Genomic DNA, 18996 nt, shown 5'->3' on the forward strand with positions numbered 1-18996 from the left:
CCATGCCGAACTCAGAAGTGAAACGCCGTAGCGCCGATGGTAGTGTGGGGTCTCCCCATGCGAGAGTAGGGAACTGCCAGACATCAAATAAAAACAAAAGGCTCAGTCGAAAGACTGGGCCTTTTGTTTTATCTGTTGTTTGTCGGCGAGCGCTCTCCTGAGGAGGACAAATCCACCGGAACTTTATCCGGCATATATATTTAATGAATAACCTGCGATAAAAACGCGCGAGTGCGTTCCGATTTGGGGTGAGCAAAAAACTCATCCGGTGGTGCCTGTTCCACAATCTCGCCAAGATCCATAAAGATCACCCGGTCAGCTACTGTGCGGGCAAAGCCCATTTCATGGGTTACACATAGCATGGTCATGCCCGATTGCGCCAGGCCTATCATGGTATCCAGCACTTCTTTTACCATTTCAGGATCCAACGCTGATGTGGGTTCATCAAATAACATGATTTTGGGTTTCATACACAGCGAGCGTGCAATGGCCACGCGCTGTTGTTGTCCACCAGAGATTTGCCCGGGATATTTATGTGCATGTTCGGCAATGCGGACCCGCTCAAGGTAGTGCATTGCCAGTACTTCAGCCTCTTTTTTCGGCATCTTTTGCACCCAGATAGGCGCCAGCGTGCAGTTTTGCAAGACAGTTAAATGAGGAAAGAGATTAAAGTGCTGAAAGACCATGCCAACTTCTTGTCGGACGCGCTCAATATTGCGGATGTCTTCATTGAGCTCAATCCCATCCACTACAATGCGTCCTTGCTGATGTTCTTCCAGATGGTTAATACAGCGGATAGTTGTCGATTTACCCGAACCGGAAGGCCCGCATAATACGATGCGCTCTCCTTGTTTTACCTTCAGGTTGATGTTTTTCAGGACATGAAACTGTCCGTACCATTTGTTGACGTTTTCCAGCGTAATCATCGCGTCGGTAGACGGCATTAATAATTGGCTCATAAATTCCTCAGTGCGGTGTACGCCCGGTGTTAAAACGTTTTTCCAGATGTTGGCTGTAACGCGACATACTGAAACAGAAGATCCAGTAAATCAGTGCAGCGAAAACATATCCTTCTGTCGACATACCCAGCCACGCAGGGTCCACAGTTGCCTGCTGTACGCTACTGAAGAGATCAAACAGACCGATGATGATGACCAGGCTGGTATCCTTGAACAGGGCGATAATTGTGTTAACCAGACCCGGGATAACCAGCTTGAGGGCTTGCGGAAGAATGACCAGCCCCTGAGTTTTCCAGTACCCTAGCGCCAGTGATTCCGCGGCCTCATACTGACCTTTCGGTAGGGCCTGTAACCCTCCGCGAACCACTTCTGCGACATAGGCCGACTGGAAAAGAATAACGCCGACCAGCGCCCGGATAAGCTTGTCGATACTGGTTCCTTCGGACATAAACAGAGGAAGCATGACCGAGGACATAAACAGAACGGTAATCAACGGTACACCGCGCCAGAACTCAATGAAAATGACGGATAAAACCCGCACGACTGGCATATGGGAACGACGTCCCAACGCCAGTAAAATGCCCCATGGAAGCGCGCCTGCAATCCCCACGGATGCAATAATAAGCGTCAGTGTTAATCCGCCCCACTGCCGGGTTTCTACGCGTTCAAGTCCGAAAAAACCACCGTACATCAGCCACCAGACGACAATTGGATATATGACTGCCCAGATAGCGATATAACGGCCACGGTGGGGAATGGTTTTCCAGAACATCGGAACAATAGAAGCCAGACCAATTATCAGGGCCAGATTTACGCGCCAACGCTGATCGTGTGGATAAAGCCCATACATGAATTGCCCGAAGCGTTCATGGATGAACACCCAGCAGGCTCCCGCTTTGGTACAGTCTGCCCGGGTAGAACCGACCCAGTTGGCCTGAAAGAATACCCAGTTCAACAGTGGTGGAAGAAATGACCAAATCAGCCATACGCATAGCAGGGTGAGCAGGCTATTTGACCAACTGGAGAACAGGTTTTTACGCACCCAGAGTAGACTGCGGCTTGCCGGATTGCTGTGCTGGCGCGAGGGGTGAGACAGCAGTGCTTTTGTCATCATGGCTCCTTAGCGCTCAATCAGTGCGATACGGCGGTTATAAATATTCATCAGCAAAGAAATACTTAGACTGATGATCAGGTATACCGACATGGTGATGGCGATCGTTTCAATGGCTTGCCCTGTTTGATTGAGTACCGTGCCGGCAAACAGTGAAACCATGTCCGGGTAGCCAATTGCGGCTGCAAGAGAAGAGTTCTTGACGATATTCAGGTACTGGCTGGTCAGTGGGGGAATGATGACGCGTAGCGCCTGTGGGATGATTACCTGGCGTAGCGTCACCGGATTTGGCAGACCCAGCGAGCGTGCGGCTTCATGTTGGCCGTAAGGAACGGCCTGAATGCCCGCCCGAATAATTTCTGCAATAAATGCCGAGGTATATACCGAAAGCGCCAGAGTCAGTGCCGCCAGTTCAGGAATAAGCACCATACCGCCACGGAAGTTAAAACCACGGAGCGCGGGAATATCCCAGTGAAGCGCAGCGCCAAACATCCACTGTGAAATCACCGGTAAAAGTACGATCAACGCCAGAGCTGTGGGCCAGGTCCGACGTAGCTGACCGGTTTTGGTCTGATGCATTCTGTTGAAGCGAAATAATCCGATGGTGACGACGAGAGCGATAACGACAGCGGTACAAAAGGCAAAAAAACCTTCTCCCATTTGCGGGGCCGGAATATAGAGCCCCCGGTTACTCAGGAACATCAAATCCAGCGCGTTAACGGCCTGGCGTGGGCCGGGCAGATTACGTAATACGGCGAAATACCAGAAGAAGATCTGCAGCAGCGGCGGTATATTGCGGAACGTTTCGATGTAGATCGTCGAGAGCTTTCGCAATAACCAGTTATCTGACAGGCGTGCCAACCCGAGAAAGAAACCGAGAATTGATGCGAAAACAATGCACAGTGCTGAAACTAACAGAGTATTGAGCAGGCCGACCACAAAGACACGACCATACGTATCGCCTTGCTCGTAATCGATCAGATGCTGGACAATGCCAAATCCGGCGCTGCGATCGAGAAAAGAAAACCCCGAGGTAATACCGCTATTGTTCAGGTTATTTATCGTGTTATGAATGAGATAGACCGCAATGCTGATAACCGCAATGACGGCGAGTATTTGAAATAACCAGGCGCGGACCGCAGGGTTAGAAAAGGATAACGATCCTTTTACGGTTGAGCGGCGATGGAACATAAGAAAACCTCAGTAACTATGACTCTGGGCTGAGCGCCGCAGTTGCGGCGCCCGTTACATCACTACGCATTAGCGCACCGGTGGCGCATACTGAATACCACCGTTATTCCAGAGGTTGTTCTGTCCACGTTTGATCTTCAGCGGACTTTCCGATCCAACGTTACGTTCAAAGATCTCCGAATAGTTACCAACCTGCTTGATAATGTTGTAGGCCCATTTGTTATCAAGCTTCAGATCCTTGCCATAATCCCCTTCTTTACCCAACAGGTGTGCCATATCCGGTGTTGCTGGATTAGCCGCTTTTTCATCGACGTTTTTCGAGTTAACACCCATTTCTTCCGCATTTAGCATGGCGAACAGCGTCCAGCGAACAATGGAGAACCACTCATCGTCCCCACGACGTACGACAGGTCCCAGAGGTTCTTTAGAAATAACTTCTGGCAGGACGATCCATTCCGCAGGATTGCTCAGCTTGATGCGTAGGGCATACAGCTGAGACTGGTCGGAAGCCAGCGTATCGCAACGTCCAGATTCCAGAGCTTTGGCTGATTCATCCGAACGGTCAAAGGTGACAGGGGTGTACTTCATCTTGTTGGCTTTAAAGTAGTCGGCCACGTTTAGTTCGGTATCGGTTCCCGCCTGAATACAGACCGTTGCACCATCCAGCTCTTTAGCGCTCTTCAGGCCTGCTTTATTGTGGGTAAGAAAGCCAATGCCGTCGTAATACGTTACACCAGTGAAGGACATGCCCATACCGGCATCACGAGAAGAGGTCCACGTGGTATTACGAGAGAGCATGTCGACTTCACCAGACTGTAATGCGGTAAAGCGTTCCTTGGCGGTGAGCGGGGTATATTTTACTTTGCTATCATCGCCAAATACGGCGGAGGCAACGCCACGACATACATCAACATCAATACCCGAGAACTTGCCGCTTGCATCGGCGTAAGAAAAGCCAGGCAAGCCGTCGCTGATCCCACATTGCACAAACCCTTTTTTCTTTACGGCATCAAGTGTTGCGCCGGCATGTGCCTGATTTGCAACAGCAAGCAGCACACCGGCCGCAGCCAGGCTGGCGATTATCATCTTTTTCATAGAGCATCCTGTGTGGAGGAATTATTGTTATGGAAACGTTCTGAAAACGTCTTTTACCTGTTTGTGGCTTTGGCCATACTCTTTTAAGCAAAGGTAGTGCCAGTTTTTTGCGCCTGATTATTCGACGCAATATGCAGAGTGTAGACAGGAAAAAATAAATGCAGCGCCCTGAAGTGGTGCAAAATTGAAACGTAAGCCACATTTCGGCGCAAAAAATTTAAAAATCAGACAGGACGCGTGATAACGATTTCTGGCGTTAATATTAATGACGTGAGAATAATGAAAAGAAAATGTGGTGTTACGAAAAACAGAAAAAATGCTAATTTCAAATCGCGGATGTGTGAGTGAAATCTATAATAATTTTATTACATGTCAGGTTCTATTAAGCAACGTTTTGTCTTATATATAGATTTTATGCTTATTGCTAAAAGCGCGGTAATAACCGCGCTTTTAATATGATTTATTTGGTCAGGGCGACAATCCCAAGCGTCAGTCCGGCAACGGCTGCAGCACCACCGGCGATGGCTCCGGCTGTTTCCCAGTTATCCTGGGTGGTGCCTTTCATACAGGTATTGGTATGAACCAGGCGTCCCTGATCGTCGTATACAGGTACGCAAGGAGAATCGTGTGCACAGCCAGCCAGGAATGCGGTAAGCAGTGCAACGGATATTAATCTTTTCATGGTGTTACCTCAAAATAAGCGTTTCGCTAATTAAGCAAAGACAAACGCTAAGCCATCTGCGAACTCGGCGATTATTTTACCACTTCTTAAAAAAGGACTGACATGAGGAATAATCTCAATTCATGTGGATTGTAAAAATAATGGATAAAAAGAAAGGCTGCAGGCGAGTTTAGAGGGATAGTTTAAATGAAATAAATGGCTATCTTACTAATAAATAAAGAGGAGCATCGTAGGTGAAAAAGGCGTCCGTAGACGCCTTTATTTTACAAATTAATCGTTGTGCCGACTAAAACGCCGTCTTACGACAACAAAGAAGACGGGGACGAAGAAGATAGCCAACAATGTTGCGGTCAGCATTCCTCCCATAACACCGGTACCGACCGCATTCTGCGCACCACTACCTGCACCGTGACTGATAACCAGAGGCATAACCCCCAGAATAAAGGCCAGGGATGTCATCAGGATAGGACGAAGACGCATGCGCGATGCCTCCAGCGTCGCTTCAATCAACCCCTTGCCTTCTTTATCCATCAGGTCTTTGGCAAACTCGACGATCAGGATGGCGTTCTTAGCCGAGAGGCCGATTGTGGTTAGTAAGCCAACCTGGAAATATACATCGTTATTCATCCCACGCAGTGATGCTGCTAACAATGCGCCCACAACACCGAGCGGTACAACCAGCATCACCGAGAAAGGAATAGACCAGCTTTCATACAATGCGGCAAGGCAAAGGAAGACAACGATTAGCGAGATGGCATACAGCGCAGGAGCCTGGTTACCCGACAGTCGTTCCTGATAGGACATCCCCGTCCAGTCATGACCAATACCGTTTGGCAGTTTTTCCGCCAGGCTTTCCATTAGCGCCATTGCTTCACCGGTACTTCTGCCAGGCGCTGCTTCTCCCAGCAGTTCCATAGAAGGCATACCGTTATAGCGCTCCAGGCGCGGTGAGCCGTAGATCCAGTGTGCGGAACTGAACGTGGAGAACGGAACCATTTCGCCATTGGCGCTACGGACATACAGATTATTGATGTCCTCCGGTAACATACGGAATTTGGCATCGGCTTGTACGTACACTTTTTTCACGCGGCCACGGTCAATGAAGTCATTGACGTAATAGCCGCCCAGCGCAGCTGAGATGGTTTCGTTGATATCAGACAGTGAGACACCAAGCGCTTGCGCTTTCTCCTGATCGACATCCAGCTTGAACTGTGCGGTATCCTCGAGCCCGTTTGGACGCACACGAACCAGCAGGTCAGGGTGTTTGGCAACCATGCCCAGCAGTTGGTTACGTGCCTGGGTTAGCGCAGCATGCCCCAACCCGCCCTGGTCAATCAGCTCGAAGTCGAAGCCCGTCGCGGTACCCAGTTCAACGATGGCTGGCATGTTGAAAGGGAACACCAGACCATCACGAATCTGACTAAACGCTCGGGTAGCGCGGGCGATAATTGATTCAACGTTATTTTCGTTACCGCTACGTTCTTCCCAGGGCTTGAGGCTGACGAACGCCATCCCTGAGTTTTGCCCCTGGCCGCTGAAGCTAAAGCCGTTAACCGTAAAGACGCTTTCAACGTTGGCTTTTTCATTGTTCAGATAGTAGTGGGTGACCTGATCCAGCACCTTCTGGGTGCGTTCTTGCGTGGCGCCTGCTGGAAGTTGAATCATCGTCAGGAAGACGCCCTGATCTTCCTCTGGCAGGAAGGAGGTTGGCAGGCGCATAAACAGCACCGCCATCCCGATGGCGATTATCAGGTAGACGACCAGGTAACGCCCAGTTTTACGCACAATACCGCTGACGCTATTGGTGTAATGATTGACGCTGTGATCGAATTTGGCATTGAACCAGCCAAAGAAACCGCTTCTTTTCTCGTGATGTTCAGCTGATACCGGCTTCAGCAACGTTGCACAAAGTGCGGGAGTCAGGATCAGCGCGACCAGTACTGAAAGCGCCATGGCGGAAACGATGGTGATGGAAAACTGCCGATAGATAGCCCCGGTTGAACCGCCAAAGAAGGCCATCGGGATAAATACCGCAGACAGCACCATGGCGATACCAACCAGTGCTCCCTGTATTTGTGACATGGATTTTTCCGTCGCCTCTTTGGGCGGCAGATGATCCTCCATCATCACGCGTTCCACGTTTTCCACCACCACTATCGCATCATCGACCAATAGACCGATGGCGAGCACCATGCCGAACATCGTCAGGGTGTTTATTGAGTAGCCAAACGCAGCAAGCACGGCAAATGTGCCCAACAATACGACAGGTACGGCGATGGTAGGAATGAGCGTTGCCCGGATGTTTTGCAGGAACAAATACATGACCAGGAACACCAGTACGATCGCTTCAAACAACGTTTTTACTACTTCATGAATGGAGATGGTCACAAACGGCGTCGTGTCGTACGGGTAGACCACCTTCATTCCCTGCGGGAAGAAAGGTTGCAGTTCAACCAGCTTGGCTTTAATCGCGTTCGCGGTATCCAGCGCGTTTGCCCCGGTTGCCAGCTTGATCCCAAGGCCGGATGCAGGCTTACCGTTAATACGCGCCACGACGTTGTAGTTTTCCCCGCCTAACTCGATACGTGCGACGTCTTTCAGGTGAACAACCGAACCATCGCTGTTCACGCGTAACGTCACTTTGCCGAACTCTTCAGGGTCTTTCAGTCGCGTTTGCGCAATGATAGAAGCGTTAAGCTGCTGGTTAGGTAATGCAGGCGTCCCCCCTAACTGACCCGCGGCAATCTGATCGTTCTGTACCTTCAACTGATTGATCACATCAACCGGCGTGAGCTGATATTTGTTCAATAAGTTTGCATCCAGCCAGATGCGCATGGCGTACTGTGCACCAAACAGCTGCACGTCACCCACGCCATTCAGACGGCTGATTGAGTCTTTAACGTTCGAGGCGACGTAATCGGAAATGTCATCCTGTGTGGTTTGTGGGTTGTCAGAAACAAAACCCGCAACCATCAAAAAGCTGCTGCTGGATTTCTCGACGCTGATCCCTTGCTGCTGAACTTCTTGCGGCAGTAGCGGAGTGGCGAGCTGCAGTTTATTTTGCACCTGCACTTGCGCGATATCGGGATCGGTACCGGACTGGAAAGTCAGTGTAATAGTCACACTCCCGGCCGAGTCGCTGGTGGAGGACATATACATCAGGTTATCGATACCATTCATATTCTGTTCGATAACCTGTGTGACTGTATCCTGAACCGTCTGTGCATCTGCACCAGGGTAGGTGGCAGAAATGGCGACCGCAGGAGGCGCAATGGTTGGGTACTGTGCCACGGGCAGTTGCATGATTGCCAGAGCACCCGCCATCATCAGAATGATAGCCAATACCCAGGCAAAGATAGGACGCCTGATAAAAAAGTTAGCCATGTCCGGTTACCTTATTGGGCTTTCGTGGCAGGAGTTTCGGTATCGGCGGTTGCTTTAACCTGAACGCCTGGACGTGCTTTCTGTAAGCCACTCACGATAACTTTGTCACCCGGTTGCAGGCCTTCGCTGATGAGCCACTTGTCACCAATAGCTTGTGCGGCAACGACTGCGCGAGATTCAACCTGACTCTTGTCGTTAACGACCATTACGGTGGCATCACCGCGAGGAGTACGCGTTACCCCCTGCTGCGGAACGAGAATGGCATTCGGCTGGACGCCTTCATCAATGCGTGCGCGCACAAACATGCCCGGCAACAGCGTGTGCTGTGGGTTAGGGAACACGGCTCTGAGGGTGATTGAGCCGGTGCTTTCATCAACCGTCACATCAGAAAACTGCAAAGAGCCTTTTAGCGGGTATGACTGACCATTTTCCATCACCAGTTCGACAGTACTGCTGGCGCTGTCTTTATGCAGACTCCCTTGTTCAACGGACTGTTTGAGGCGCATAAAGTCGTTACTGGACTGTGTCACGTCGACGTAAATGGGATCGAGCTGTTGAACGGTAGCAAGCTCTGTAGCCTGGCCATTCGTGACTAATGCACCTTCGGTGACGTTGGATTTACCGATGCGTCCGCTAATTGGCGATGTCACTTTGGTGTAGGCCAGATTGATACGCGCGCTTTCGACCGCTGCTTTTGCTGCGATCACGGAGGCATCGGCCTGACGAGCATCAGCAATTGCCTGATCGTACTCTTGCTGGCTGATGTACTTGGTGCCAACCAACGGCACATAGCGTTTTACCGTTAAATGCGCGATTGCAGCCGCCGCTTCACTCTTCGCCAGTTCACCTTTGGCGCTGTCATAGTCAGCCTGATAAGTCGCGGGATCGATCTGATAAAGTGACTGTCCGGCTTCAATATCGCTTCCCTCAGTGAAATTCCGTTTAAGCACTATCCCGCTGACCTGGGGACGAACTTCTGCAATTCGGAATGCCGTTGTGCGCCCGGGTAATTCGGTCGTTACGGCTAAAGGAGCCTTTTCGACGACATGGACAGTCACCTGCGGTTCTGCGGGATGAGCTTGTGTTTCTCCCTGATCGTTACAACCGGCGAGTAATGCTGCGGAGACGATGATGAATGAGGGCAGGAGTGAAAACCTGGCATTTTTCGTCATTTCTATTCCTTAAAAAACCGAACGCTCGTTATTAACCGGGTAACGCAGGGGGCGATAACGCGCACAAGAAAAATAATAGTTGGCTATCCTACAAATTATTAGCTTGCGATGTAAGCAATACTTATTTATAGGCACGATACACGGCACGTAAAAGCAAAAAAAGATTAATCGACAGCTGTTTCATTGTGGTGTTAATAGCAATACTATGATTCGCATAAACACAAGTTGAAATAAGTATTTGGTTTGTGAATATATTGTTTGTTGGTATTCGTTTTGTTTATTCGTGTGCAAAGTCCGTAATAATATTTTTTAGAACTCGTTTAAATAAATGCTAAGTGATACATTTGTTCCGTGTCGCAAATATTAGATAAGAAAGTTAATCATTCTCTACTCTACCTCAGACAGTCGGAACCATGGCCAGAAAAACGAAAGCTGATGCCCTCAAAACGCGGCAGCACCTGATAGAAACGGCGATTGTACAGTTTGCCGCACGTGGCGTAAGCAATACGACGCTAAACGACATTGCGGATGCTGCTAGCGTGACGCGTGGCGCGCTCTATTGGCATTTCGAAAATAAAACTCAACTGTTTAATGAGCTATGGTTACAACAACCACCTTTACGCGATCTTATTCAGGACAAGCTAATTGGTCGTTGGGGTGATAACCCTCTACAGCGATTGCGAGAAAAGTTTGTGGTGGGGTTACAATATATTGCAGAGAACCCTCGTCAGCAGGCATTAATGCAGATTTTATATCATAAGTGCGAATTTCATAACGATATGATATCTGAGCAGGCTATTCGCGATAAAATAGGTATCAGTCATCAAAGCATTCGTGATTCCCTGCAAAAGTGTGTAGATGACAATCTGATTGCCACCACTCTTGATTTAGATGTCATCATCATTATTCTGCACGGTAGTTTTAGCGGAATTATAAAAAACTGGTTAATGAATCCAGTGAGTTATGATCTATATGGGCAAGCTCCAGTATTAGTTGATAATGTACTAAAAATGTTAAGCCCAGACGGTAGCGTTATGCAATTAATGCAGAGTGAAAACTAGGTCGGATAGTTTTTACCGCCAGAGGCTGACGGCTGTCGAAGCATTACCTGAGGTGCTATTCGAGGTCGACGCAGTTGACCAGCTTAAGGGGATTCACTGAGTTCATATTCCGACACTTGTCGTGCTCTGTTGTCATCAGCTCTATCCATTGGATGAGCAGCGCATCAAAAAGAAAAACGAAGACCGCAAAAACAACCAGCCACCAATACTTGCGAATCATTCCTAAACCCTGTGTATTCATGCCCAAGCGTGCAGGGAATATACACGAAATTTTTAAGCTGAAAAGCAGACTTACAATGCCTTTACTTTGTTGAAAGATCGCCACTCTTTGCCGTCAATCGACTCTTTTTAGACAGGTTTTTTGTCTTACGTTTTTTCACCTTGGCAAGCTCAATTTCTGAAAAATGAGAACCGATACTCAGTCTTCTGAGCCCCATTTTTACGTATTCAGTATTGATCTCAATCCCGACAAACTTGCGACCCAATTCCACGGCGGTAGCTCCGGTGGTGAAGCTGCCGGCGAACGGATCGAGTACCTTGTCATCTGGGTTCGAGGACGCCAGAATTATACGCTCCAGGAGGGCTTTGGGTTTCTGGGTGGGGTGGTTTTCGTATTCGTCCATCAGATAGCGTACGCGTGGGAACTCCCAGACATTGCCCGGCACTTTTTTCTGATTGTAGGGCTGCGGCGGGTTTTTTCTGTAGTCTATTAGCGCGCGTTTAGCGCCAGTTTTGGCTTCAACCAGAATATCGTCACGATTAAATGTGTAGTTTTTCTGATCTTTTACCATCATCAGGATCGGTTCATACATCGAACCAAAGTAATTTTTGGCCTGTACCCCTGAGCTATCGTATGACCACACGATACGACTCTTGATGGTAAAAAGCGGGCGGCATTTGAGGTCAATGTACGGCATGTTCTCCGTACTGTTCATGATGTACATGGTGCCGTGTGGTTTGAGGATGCGATGGCACTCGTCGATGCACTCAAACAACCACGCCAGAAAGGTCTCTTCGTCCCAGGATTCAACCATCCCGTCAAAGTCTTTCCCGATGTTATAAGGAGGGTCAGCAAAAATGAGTTCAACGCTTTCAGACGGCAGTTTTTTCAGTTCAGTTAGTGCGTCACCCAGGATTATCTTTTTAGATTCATCGCCAAAATAGACAGGTTCACATCTCGCGTTCATCGCCAAAGCCTCCCGTGTGACGTCAATAAAAAAGGCGCTTCCCCATGCCGAGTAGCGCCTTTTAAAACAAACATTTAACTGATTAGTATCAGTTCATGCCGTATTTTTTCAGTTTTTTACGCAGCGTACCACGGTTGATGCCCATCATCAGGGCAGCACGGGTCTGGTTACCGCGGGTGTATTGCATCACCATGTCCAACAGGGGCTGTTCTACTTCAGCCAGTACCAGCTCATAGAGATCATTCACATCCTGACCATTCAATTGAGCAAAATAGTTCTTCAGTGCCTGTTTAACCGAGTCACGCAGGGGCTTTTGAGTTACCTGGTCCTGAGAGTTAACGGTAGAAACGGTCAGTACGTCAGAATTTACGCGTTGTTCGAACATAGTTCTGTCAGCTCTTTATTTCTGTTTACGCAAAATTTTCGAAGTATGCCTCCAACGCCGCCAGCTGTTCGCTGGAATCTTCAATGGCGTTGAATGTGCGCCGAAACTGGTCATCCGGAGCGTGTTCCTGGAGATACCAGGATACGTGTTTACGCGCAATTCGGTACCCTTTTGCCTGACCATAAAAGTCGTGCAGTTCCCGAATGTGCGCACAAAGCAAGCGCTTCACCTCTGCCAGAGGCAGCGGGGGCAGCAGCTCCCCAGTGTCCAGATAATGCTGGATTTCCCGAAAGATCCAGGGTCTTCCCTGAGCTGCACGTCCTATCATCAGGGCATCCGCCCCCGTATAGTCGAGTACAGCTCTGGCTTTATGCGGGTCAGTAATGTCGCCATTCGCGATAATCGGAATGGAAACTTTCTGCTTAACTGCCCGAATACTGTCGTACTCAGCATCTCCATTGAACAAACAGGCGCGGGTGCGTCCATGAATGGTCAGAGCCTGAATGCCACAGTCTTCAGCCAGTTGGGCAATCTCTACGCAGTTACGGTGTTCCGGAGCCCAGCCGGTGCGAATCTTGAGTGTGACAGGAACGTCCACTGCATTGACGACCTCGGTTAGTATCGATTTCACTAAATCCGGGTACTGCAAGAGGGCTGAACCTGCGAGCTTGCGATTCACTTTTTTAGCCGGACACCCCATATTGATATCAATAATCTGGGCGCCGCTTTCCACGTTAATACGTGCGGCATCGGCCATCTCAACAGGGTCGCTACCGGCAATTTGCACCGTGCGAATTCCTGGCTCATCAACGTGCACCATCCGTAAACGAGACTTGTCACTTTCCCAAACCTGCGGGTTAGAAGACATCATCTCGGATACTGTCAATCCGGCTCCCATCTCATAGCACAGCGTCCTGAATGGTCTGTCAGTGATGCCAGCCATAGGTGCTGCGATCAGGCGATTTCTGAGCTGGTATTGTCCGATGCGCATGAGTTAAGAAATGACCATACTGTGACTGCAAGGCGGCGTATATTACGCATTTTTCGCACGAGATGAAAGGCCAAACTTTGACCAATCCACTGAGGTGGATCAATGAATTGCCGTAAATGTGAACGCATGAAAATATTTAATCATATAAATCATCGCATTATAAAAATGTGTCGATTTTATATACACATATAATTTTGCGTAACTTCTCATTTTTTCTTCAGCTGCAGACGGTACTGACAAGATATTCTGCTGAATTAATCAGCAAATTACCTCGTCATTGTGTGATCGCTACCTCATTTTAGTACAGGATCTCGGTATCCCCAGAATAGCTGTCCGTAATCTTGCGTTCATTCAACGGCTGCAGCGGGCGATTGTTTGCTGGCCCAACAATGTAGTGGAATTTATCCATTTGTTCGGCAGAAAGAGCAACAGGCGTTTTCAGGATAGTCCAGGTGACGCCTTCGGTGCAGGGAGGCGTTGTTAACGAACCACGGTAGCGCCAGTAGGTTTTATTGTCGGGTAAAAGCTGGTGGATATCGACCGGCGAGAAGATGGCCATGCTGCTGTCCTCCATGGTTGGAAAGGACTCCCACAAATTTTGAATCGCCTGGTTTGGTTCGCCGATATCAAACATAACCGCCACGATAGCGATGTCTCCGGATTGATTTTTGTGGACCAGCTGCAGCTCCAGCGGATAGGTTTTACCGTTGAGGGTATGTTCGCTCGGGGCATGAAAATCAAATTGTTTTAAATAATAAAGCGTTTCATCAATTTCAATAGAATTAGATGCGTAGCTACTCATCGTTGCCTGCAACGTATGGTTGATGCTCCGAAATCTGGTTGGGCCATCGACGTACTGCATGTTCAGCGCGGGGAGACCGAGTTTACTGGTTGTGGTGGTCTGGATGTCTATGGGGGATTGGTTTATGCCTGTCTGGCACGTTGCATACGCTTTGCTGATTTCTCCCCACCGTGCTGGGCCGTTTTCTTCGGTATATCCCCATGGTACGGCCAGCGTGGTCAGTGGCATCATGCATGCTGCCAGCAAAGTTGTTGTAAAACAGTTGAAACGCATACGTTTACTCAACGAGAATCAATATAAAAAATAACAAAATCAATTGATTATTATATCGCTGAGGAAAGTGTCGGTATGCTGGTCAATTGTCTGAAAATGGCGTGGTCAGATAACCACGCCGGAAGGGATTATTTTTTCTGGCCGGTAATGCGACACCACTCTTCTTTCTCGATAACCGGATCGAGCGTAAAGAGATCGGCATAGGCTTCACAGACGCTTTCCGCCTGGCTGGCAAGAATACCAGAAAGCCCCAGCAAACCACCCTCAACGGGCAGTACGCTGATTAACGGAGCCAGTTCACGTAATGGGCCAGCAAGGATGTTGGCGACCACCACGTCGGCTTTCATCGCCTCTGGCTGGTCTTTCGGCAGATAAAGCTCCAGACGCTCAGAAACACCATTACGCTGGGCGTTATCACGGCTGGCCTGAATCGCTTGCGGATCGATATCCACGCCAATGGCTTTCGCCGCACCCAGCTTCAGTGCCGCAATGGCAAGAATGCCGGAGCCGCAGCCAAAGTCGATAACCGTTTTACCGTTAAGATCAAGACCGTCCAGCCATTGCAGGCACAGAGAGGTAGTGGGGTGCGTGCCTGTACCAAACGCCAGACCCGGGTCCAGCATCACGTTGACAGCATTCTCATCCGGGACATCGCGCCAGCTTGGGCAAATCCACAGACGTTCACCAAAGCGCATCGGGTGGAAGTTATCCATCCATTCGCGTTCCCAGTCTTTGTCTTCGAGCTGTTCGATTTTATGCGCGAAGCCTTCACCCAGCAGCGGATGCTGTTCCAGGATAGCAACTACTTCTTTCATGTCGGTTTCTGCATCGAACAAGCCGATAACGTCGGTATCACCCCACAGGCGAGTCTCGCCCGGCAGAGGTTCAAATACCGGCGTATCATGCGTATCCTGGAAAGTAATGGAAACGGAGCCCGCTTCCATCAGCGCATCGCTCAACTCTTCAGCGTTGGCACCGGTCGTGTTCAGTTTCAGTTGGATCCATGGCATGGCAAAACTCTTTATTTATCAGTAGTCAATATGGCGGCTTGCGGGACGGCGGAACCGAAACGGTTGCCTATCAGGAAAGCCAGCAAGCTTATCAGTAACGAGGGCACGATTGGGTGGAAGCCCAGGAACTGAACGTTAAAGGTGGCGAGTAGAGCATAAAGCACGCCGCCGACAATCATCGCGCTCAATGCGCCTGACGCGTTTGCCCGCTCCCAATAGAGGCCCAGCACCAGCGGCCACAGGAAGACGGCTTCCAGCCCGCCAAACGCCAGCAGATTCAGCCAGATAATCATCTCTGGCGGTTTCCAGGCGGCCAGCAACAGTAACGCGCCCAACAGCAGGGTAATCACTGCCGACATGCGTTTCAGACGGGTTTCGTTTTCCAGCTGTTCCGGGCGAAGGTTCAGGTACAGATCCTTAATGATCGTAGCGGAACTTTGCAGCAATTGGGCATTGATCGTCGACATAATCGCAGCCATAGGTGCGGCGAGGAAAATCCCGGCAGCGACCGGCGGCAGGACTTTGACCATCAGCGTAGGGATTACCAGATCCGGTACCGTCAGGTCAGGGATTACCGCCCGTCCCAGGGCGCCCGCCAGATGCATACCAAACATCAGGATCGCCACCACGATGGTGCCGATGATAATGCCGCGGTGTACCGCTTTACTGTCTTTATAAGAGATACAGCGTACCGCCGTATGCGGCAGGCCAATCACGCCAAAGCATACCAGCACCCAGAATGAGGTCATAAACGTGGGTGACAAAATGTCATCAGCGCCCTGCGGCGAAACCAGTTTAGGATCGATAGTCTGCAGGGTTACCACCGCATTGCTGAGGCCACCGGCAGCATGAACAACGCCGACCAGCAAAACAATAGTACCAATCAGCATCACCATGCCCTGCATGGTGTCGTTCAACACGCTGGCGCGAAAGCCGCCGAACGCCGTGTATAACGCGATGCTGACGCCAAAAATCAGCAGACCGGTTTCGTAGGGGATACCCGCTGCGGTTTCCAGCAAACGTGCGCCGCCAATAAACTGTACGGTCATTGCCCCGACAAACGCGACCAACAGGCTGAGGCTCGCCAGCCATACCAGCAGGCGGCTCTGGTAGCGTGCAAATAGCATATCGTTGAGGGTAACCGCATTATAACGGCGTGCCAGAATGGCGAATTTCTTACCAAGAATCCCCAATGAGAGCCATACGGCCGGCAACTGGATCATCGCTAGCAGCACCCATCCCAGTCCGTATTTGTAAGCGGCACCAGGACCGCCAATAAACGAGCTGGCGCTAATGTAGGTTGCCGTTAGCGTCATCGCTAACACGACGCCGCCCATGGAGCGGCTGCCGAGGAAATATTCATTCAGGAAGGTACCGGTCGATCTCTTGCGCATGGCATAAACTGAGAGACCGAAGACCACCAGAAGATAGGCGACCAGCGGAAAAATAACTTCAAGCTGCATCGTCATCCTCCAACGGAATGTCGCGATAGATAAACTTCACCATCGCCCAGCACAGCACGATAAAAACCAGCGGCGTTAGCAGGCAGGCCATTTCGAACCAGTGCGGTAAGCCGGTAAAACCCAGCGTTGAATCTGGTAAGTAAGCGGCCACTAACCATGTGACCAGATATAAAAGGGTTAGCCACAGCGCCCAGCGCGCCTCTTTATGGGCCTGAACAAAACGAGCGTCCATTTTTTGTCCCTTGTGGATAAAGAAAGCGGGGATTGTACCTTATGGCACGTGCGGGAGGGGAGAAAAACAAAAGGCCGGAATTTCCGGCCTTTTCGGTTAACGCGCGCTTACTTTTCCTGAAGTCCGAGTTTTTTCTCCAGGTAGTGGATATTGGTTCCACCGTGCTGGAAGTGCTCGTCATTCATGATACGGATCTGCAGGTCAACGTTGGTTTTGATACCGTCGATGATCAGTTCCTGCAATGCGTTTTTCATACGGGCGATAGCGACGTCGCGGTTTTCGCCATAGCAGATCAGCTTACCGATCATTGAGTCATAGTACGGAGGTACGGTGTAGCCTGCGTAAATATGAGACTCCCAACGCACACCAAAGCCACCCGGTGCGTGGAAACGCGTGATTTTACCCGGGCTTGGCAGGAAGGTGTTCGGGTCTTCGGCGTTGATACGGCATTCTACCGCATGGCCTTTAACCACAACTTCGTCCTGCTTGATGGACAGCGGTTGACCCGCTGCGATGCGCAGCTGCTCTTTGATCAGATCAACGCCGGTGATCATTTCGGTTACCGGGTGTTCAACCTGAATACGGGTGTTCATCTCAATGAAGTAGAACTCGCCGTTTTCGAACAGGAACTCGAAAGTACCCGCCCCGCGATAGCCGATATCAACACAGGCTTTGGCGCAACGCTCGCCGATGTAGCGACGCAGTTCCGGGGTAATGCCCGGCGCTGGTGCTTCTTCGACAACTTTCTGGTGACGACGCTGCATGGAGCAGTCACGTTCTGCCAGATAAATCGCGTTACCCTGACCGTCAGCCAGCACCTGAATTTCAATGTGGCGTGGGTTTTCCAGGTATTTCTCCATGTAGACCATGTCGTTATTGAAAGCGGCTTTTGCTTCCGCTTTGGTCATGGAGATGGATTGTGCCAGTTCGGCATCGCTGCGCACGACGCGCATACCGCGACCGCCGCCGCCGCCGGAGGCTTTGATGATAACCGGGTAGCCGATGCGTTTAGCATGAGCGCGGTTAGCGTCCATGTCATCGCCCAGCGGGCCGTCAGAGCCTGGGACTGTCGGTACGCCCGCTTTCTTCATCGCGGTGATTGCAGACACTTTGTCGCCCATCAGGCGGATGGTGTCAGCTTTCGGGCCGATGAAGATAAAGCCAGAACGCTCTACCTGCTCAGCAAAGTTGGCGTTCTCAGAGAGGAAGCCATAGCCCGGGTGAATTGCCACCGCGCCGGTGATTTCAGCGGCGCTGATGATAGCCGGGATGTTCAGATAGCTTTTTACGGACGGAGCCGGGCCGATACAGACCGTCTCATCCGCCAGCAATACGTGTTTTAAATCGCGATCCGCACTTGAATGCACAGCGACAGTCTTGATGCCCAGTTCTTTACAGGCACGAAGAATACGCAGGGCAATCTCGCCGCGGTTGGCGATAACAATTTTATCCAACATGTTCGCCTCGTTATTCGATGACGACCAGCGGCTCGTCAAATTCTACCGGTTGACCACTTTCTACCAGGATCGCTTTAACTACGCCGGATTTGTCGGCTTCGATCTGGTTCATCATTTTCATGGCTTCAACGATGCACAGGGTATCGCCCGCATTCACTTTCTGTCCGATTTCGATGAACGCTTTAGCATCCGGGCTCGGGGTGCGGTAGAACGTACCAACCATTGGGGAGCGTACGATGTGACCACTGATTTCCGCTGCTGCCGGAGCTTCCATACTTGGAGAGGCAGTTTGTGCGACAGCGTTAGACAGAGCTGGTTGCTGCATCACTGGTGCAGCATAAGCCTGTTGCATCATCGGAAAACTTGCAGCTGGCGCTGCACGGCTGATGCGTACAGATTCTTCGCCTTCAGAAATTTCCAGTTCGGAGATGCCTGATTCTTCAACCAGCTCGATCAGTTTTTTAATCTTACGAATATCCATGAGTGGGTTCCGTACTCTTTGTTTAGTGAGATTGTGACAGGCGTTTTACCGCCGTCTGTA

At 50.2% G+C, this 18996-nt stretch carries 18 protein-coding genes; 1 reads left to right on the top strand and 17 read right to left on the bottom strand.

Features of this window, described 5'->3' with window-relative positions; translation table 11 throughout:
- Positions 1-200 precede the first annotated feature (200 nt).
- From OGY68_RS11720 to OGY68_RS11750, 7 genes are all read right to left on the bottom strand, one after another.
- Positions 201-959, bottom strand: coding sequence for an amino acid ABC transporter ATP-binding protein (locus OGY68_RS11720; protein ID WP_003025300.1), 759 nt, complete (start codon positions 957-959; stop codon positions 201-203).
- Between the two features lie 7 nt (positions 960-966).
- A complete protein-coding gene (locus tag OGY68_RS11725) occupies positions 967-2070 on the bottom strand; it encodes an amino acid ABC transporter permease (protein WP_020996364.1) in 1104 nt (367 codons plus the stop codon).
- Positions 2071-2079: 9 nt separating this feature from the next.
- Entirely contained in the window at positions 2080-3261 is a 1182-nt protein-coding gene (locus OGY68_RS11730; RefSeq protein WP_008785977.1) for an amino acid ABC transporter permease, read from the bottom strand.
- 69 nt (positions 3262-3330) lie between these two features.
- Positions 3331-4356: an amino acid ABC transporter substrate-binding protein gene (locus OGY68_RS11735; RefSeq protein ID WP_008785976.1), complete on the bottom strand. Its 1026-nt coding sequence runs from the start codon at positions 4354-4356 to the stop codon at positions 3331-3333.
- A 460-nt stretch (positions 4357-4816) separates the two neighbouring features.
- Entirely contained in the window at positions 4817-5038 is a 222-nt protein-coding gene (locus OGY68_RS11740; protein ID WP_003025292.1) for a lipoprotein, read from the bottom strand.
- 270 nt (positions 5039-5308) lie between these two features.
- Entirely contained in the window at positions 5309-8422 is a 3114-nt protein-coding gene (locus OGY68_RS11745; RefSeq protein WP_286617071.1) for an efflux RND transporter permease subunit, read from the bottom strand.
- Positions 8423-8433: 11 nt separating this feature from the next.
- A complete protein-coding gene (locus tag OGY68_RS11750) occupies positions 8434-9594 on the bottom strand; it encodes an efflux RND transporter periplasmic adaptor subunit (protein WP_008785974.1) in 1161 nt (386 codons plus the stop codon).
- A 413-nt stretch (positions 9595-10007) separates the two neighbouring features.
- On the opposite strand from OGY68_RS11750, the gene envR reads away from it, so the two are divergent.
- On the top strand, positions 10008-10655 hold the full coding sequence (envR, locus tag OGY68_RS11755) for an acrEF/envCD operon transcriptional regulator (protein WP_057067966.1): 648 nt from the start codon (positions 10008-10010) through the stop codon (positions 10653-10655).
- 55 nt (positions 10656-10710) lie between these two features.
- Here envR and OGY68_RS11760 read toward each other — a convergent pair whose 3' ends face one another.
- The 10 genes from OGY68_RS11760 to accB all read right to left on the bottom strand — a co-directional run bounded on the left by OGY68_RS11760 (position 10711) and on the right by accB (position 18936).
- A complete protein-coding gene (locus OGY68_RS11760) occupies positions 10711-10875 on the bottom strand; it encodes a DUF2556 family protein (RefSeq protein ID WP_003025279.1) in 165 nt (54 codons plus the stop codon).
- A gap of 82 nt (positions 10876-10957) precedes the next feature.
- On the bottom strand, positions 10958-11842 hold the full coding sequence (gene yhdJ / locus OGY68_RS11765; protein ID WP_032945161.1) for an adenine-specific DNA-methyltransferase: 885 nt from the start codon (positions 11840-11842) through the stop codon (positions 10958-10960).
- 88 nt (positions 11843-11930) lie between these two features.
- Complete coding sequence (gene fis, locus OGY68_RS11770) at positions 11931-12227, bottom strand: DNA-binding transcriptional regulator Fis (RefSeq protein WP_000462905.1); 297 nt, start codon at positions 12225-12227, stop codon at positions 11931-11933.
- Positions 12228-12252: 25 nt separating this feature from the next.
- A complete protein-coding gene (dusB, locus tag OGY68_RS11775; protein WP_008785970.1) occupies positions 12253-13218 on the bottom strand; it encodes a tRNA dihydrouridine synthase DusB in 966 nt (321 codons plus the stop codon).
- 298 nt (positions 13219-13516) lie between these two features.
- On the bottom strand, positions 13517-14251 hold the full coding sequence (locus OGY68_RS11780; RefSeq protein WP_223849040.1) for a carbonic anhydrase: 735 nt from the start codon (positions 14249-14251) through the stop codon (positions 13517-13519).
- Positions 14252-14421: 170 nt separating this feature from the next.
- On the bottom strand, positions 14422-15303 hold the full coding sequence (gene prmA / locus OGY68_RS11785; protein ID WP_003025221.1) for a 50S ribosomal protein L11 methyltransferase: 882 nt from the start codon (positions 15301-15303) through the stop codon (positions 14422-14424).
- Between the two features lie 11 nt (positions 15304-15314).
- Positions 15315-16766 (bottom strand): sodium/pantothenate symporter, encoded by a 1452-nt coding sequence (gene panF / locus OGY68_RS11790; protein WP_020996361.1) that lies wholly within the window; start codon positions 16764-16766, stop codon positions 15315-15317.
- Positions 16756-16998, bottom strand: a complete 243-nt coding sequence (locus tag OGY68_RS11795) for a YhdT family protein (RefSeq protein ID WP_003828839.1) — start codon at positions 16996-16998, stop codon at positions 16756-16758. Before OGY68_RS11795 ends, panF begins: the two co-directional genes overlap by 11 nt.
- 107 nt (positions 16999-17105) lie before the next feature.
- Positions 17106-18455, bottom strand: a complete 1350-nt coding sequence (gene accC / locus OGY68_RS11800; protein WP_003828838.1) for an acetyl-CoA carboxylase biotin carboxylase subunit — start codon at positions 18453-18455, stop codon at positions 17106-17108.
- 10 nt (positions 18456-18465) lie between these two features.
- On the bottom strand, positions 18466-18936 hold the full coding sequence (accB, locus tag OGY68_RS11805) for an acetyl-CoA carboxylase biotin carboxyl carrier protein (RefSeq protein WP_003025210.1): 471 nt from the start codon (positions 18934-18936) through the stop codon (positions 18466-18468).
- Positions 18937-18996 lie beyond the last annotated feature (60 nt).

The organism is Citrobacter sp. Cpo065 (assembly GCF_030332805.1).
Classification (GTDB): Bacteria; Pseudomonadota; Gammaproteobacteria; order Enterobacterales; family Enterobacteriaceae; genus Citrobacter; species Citrobacter portucalensis.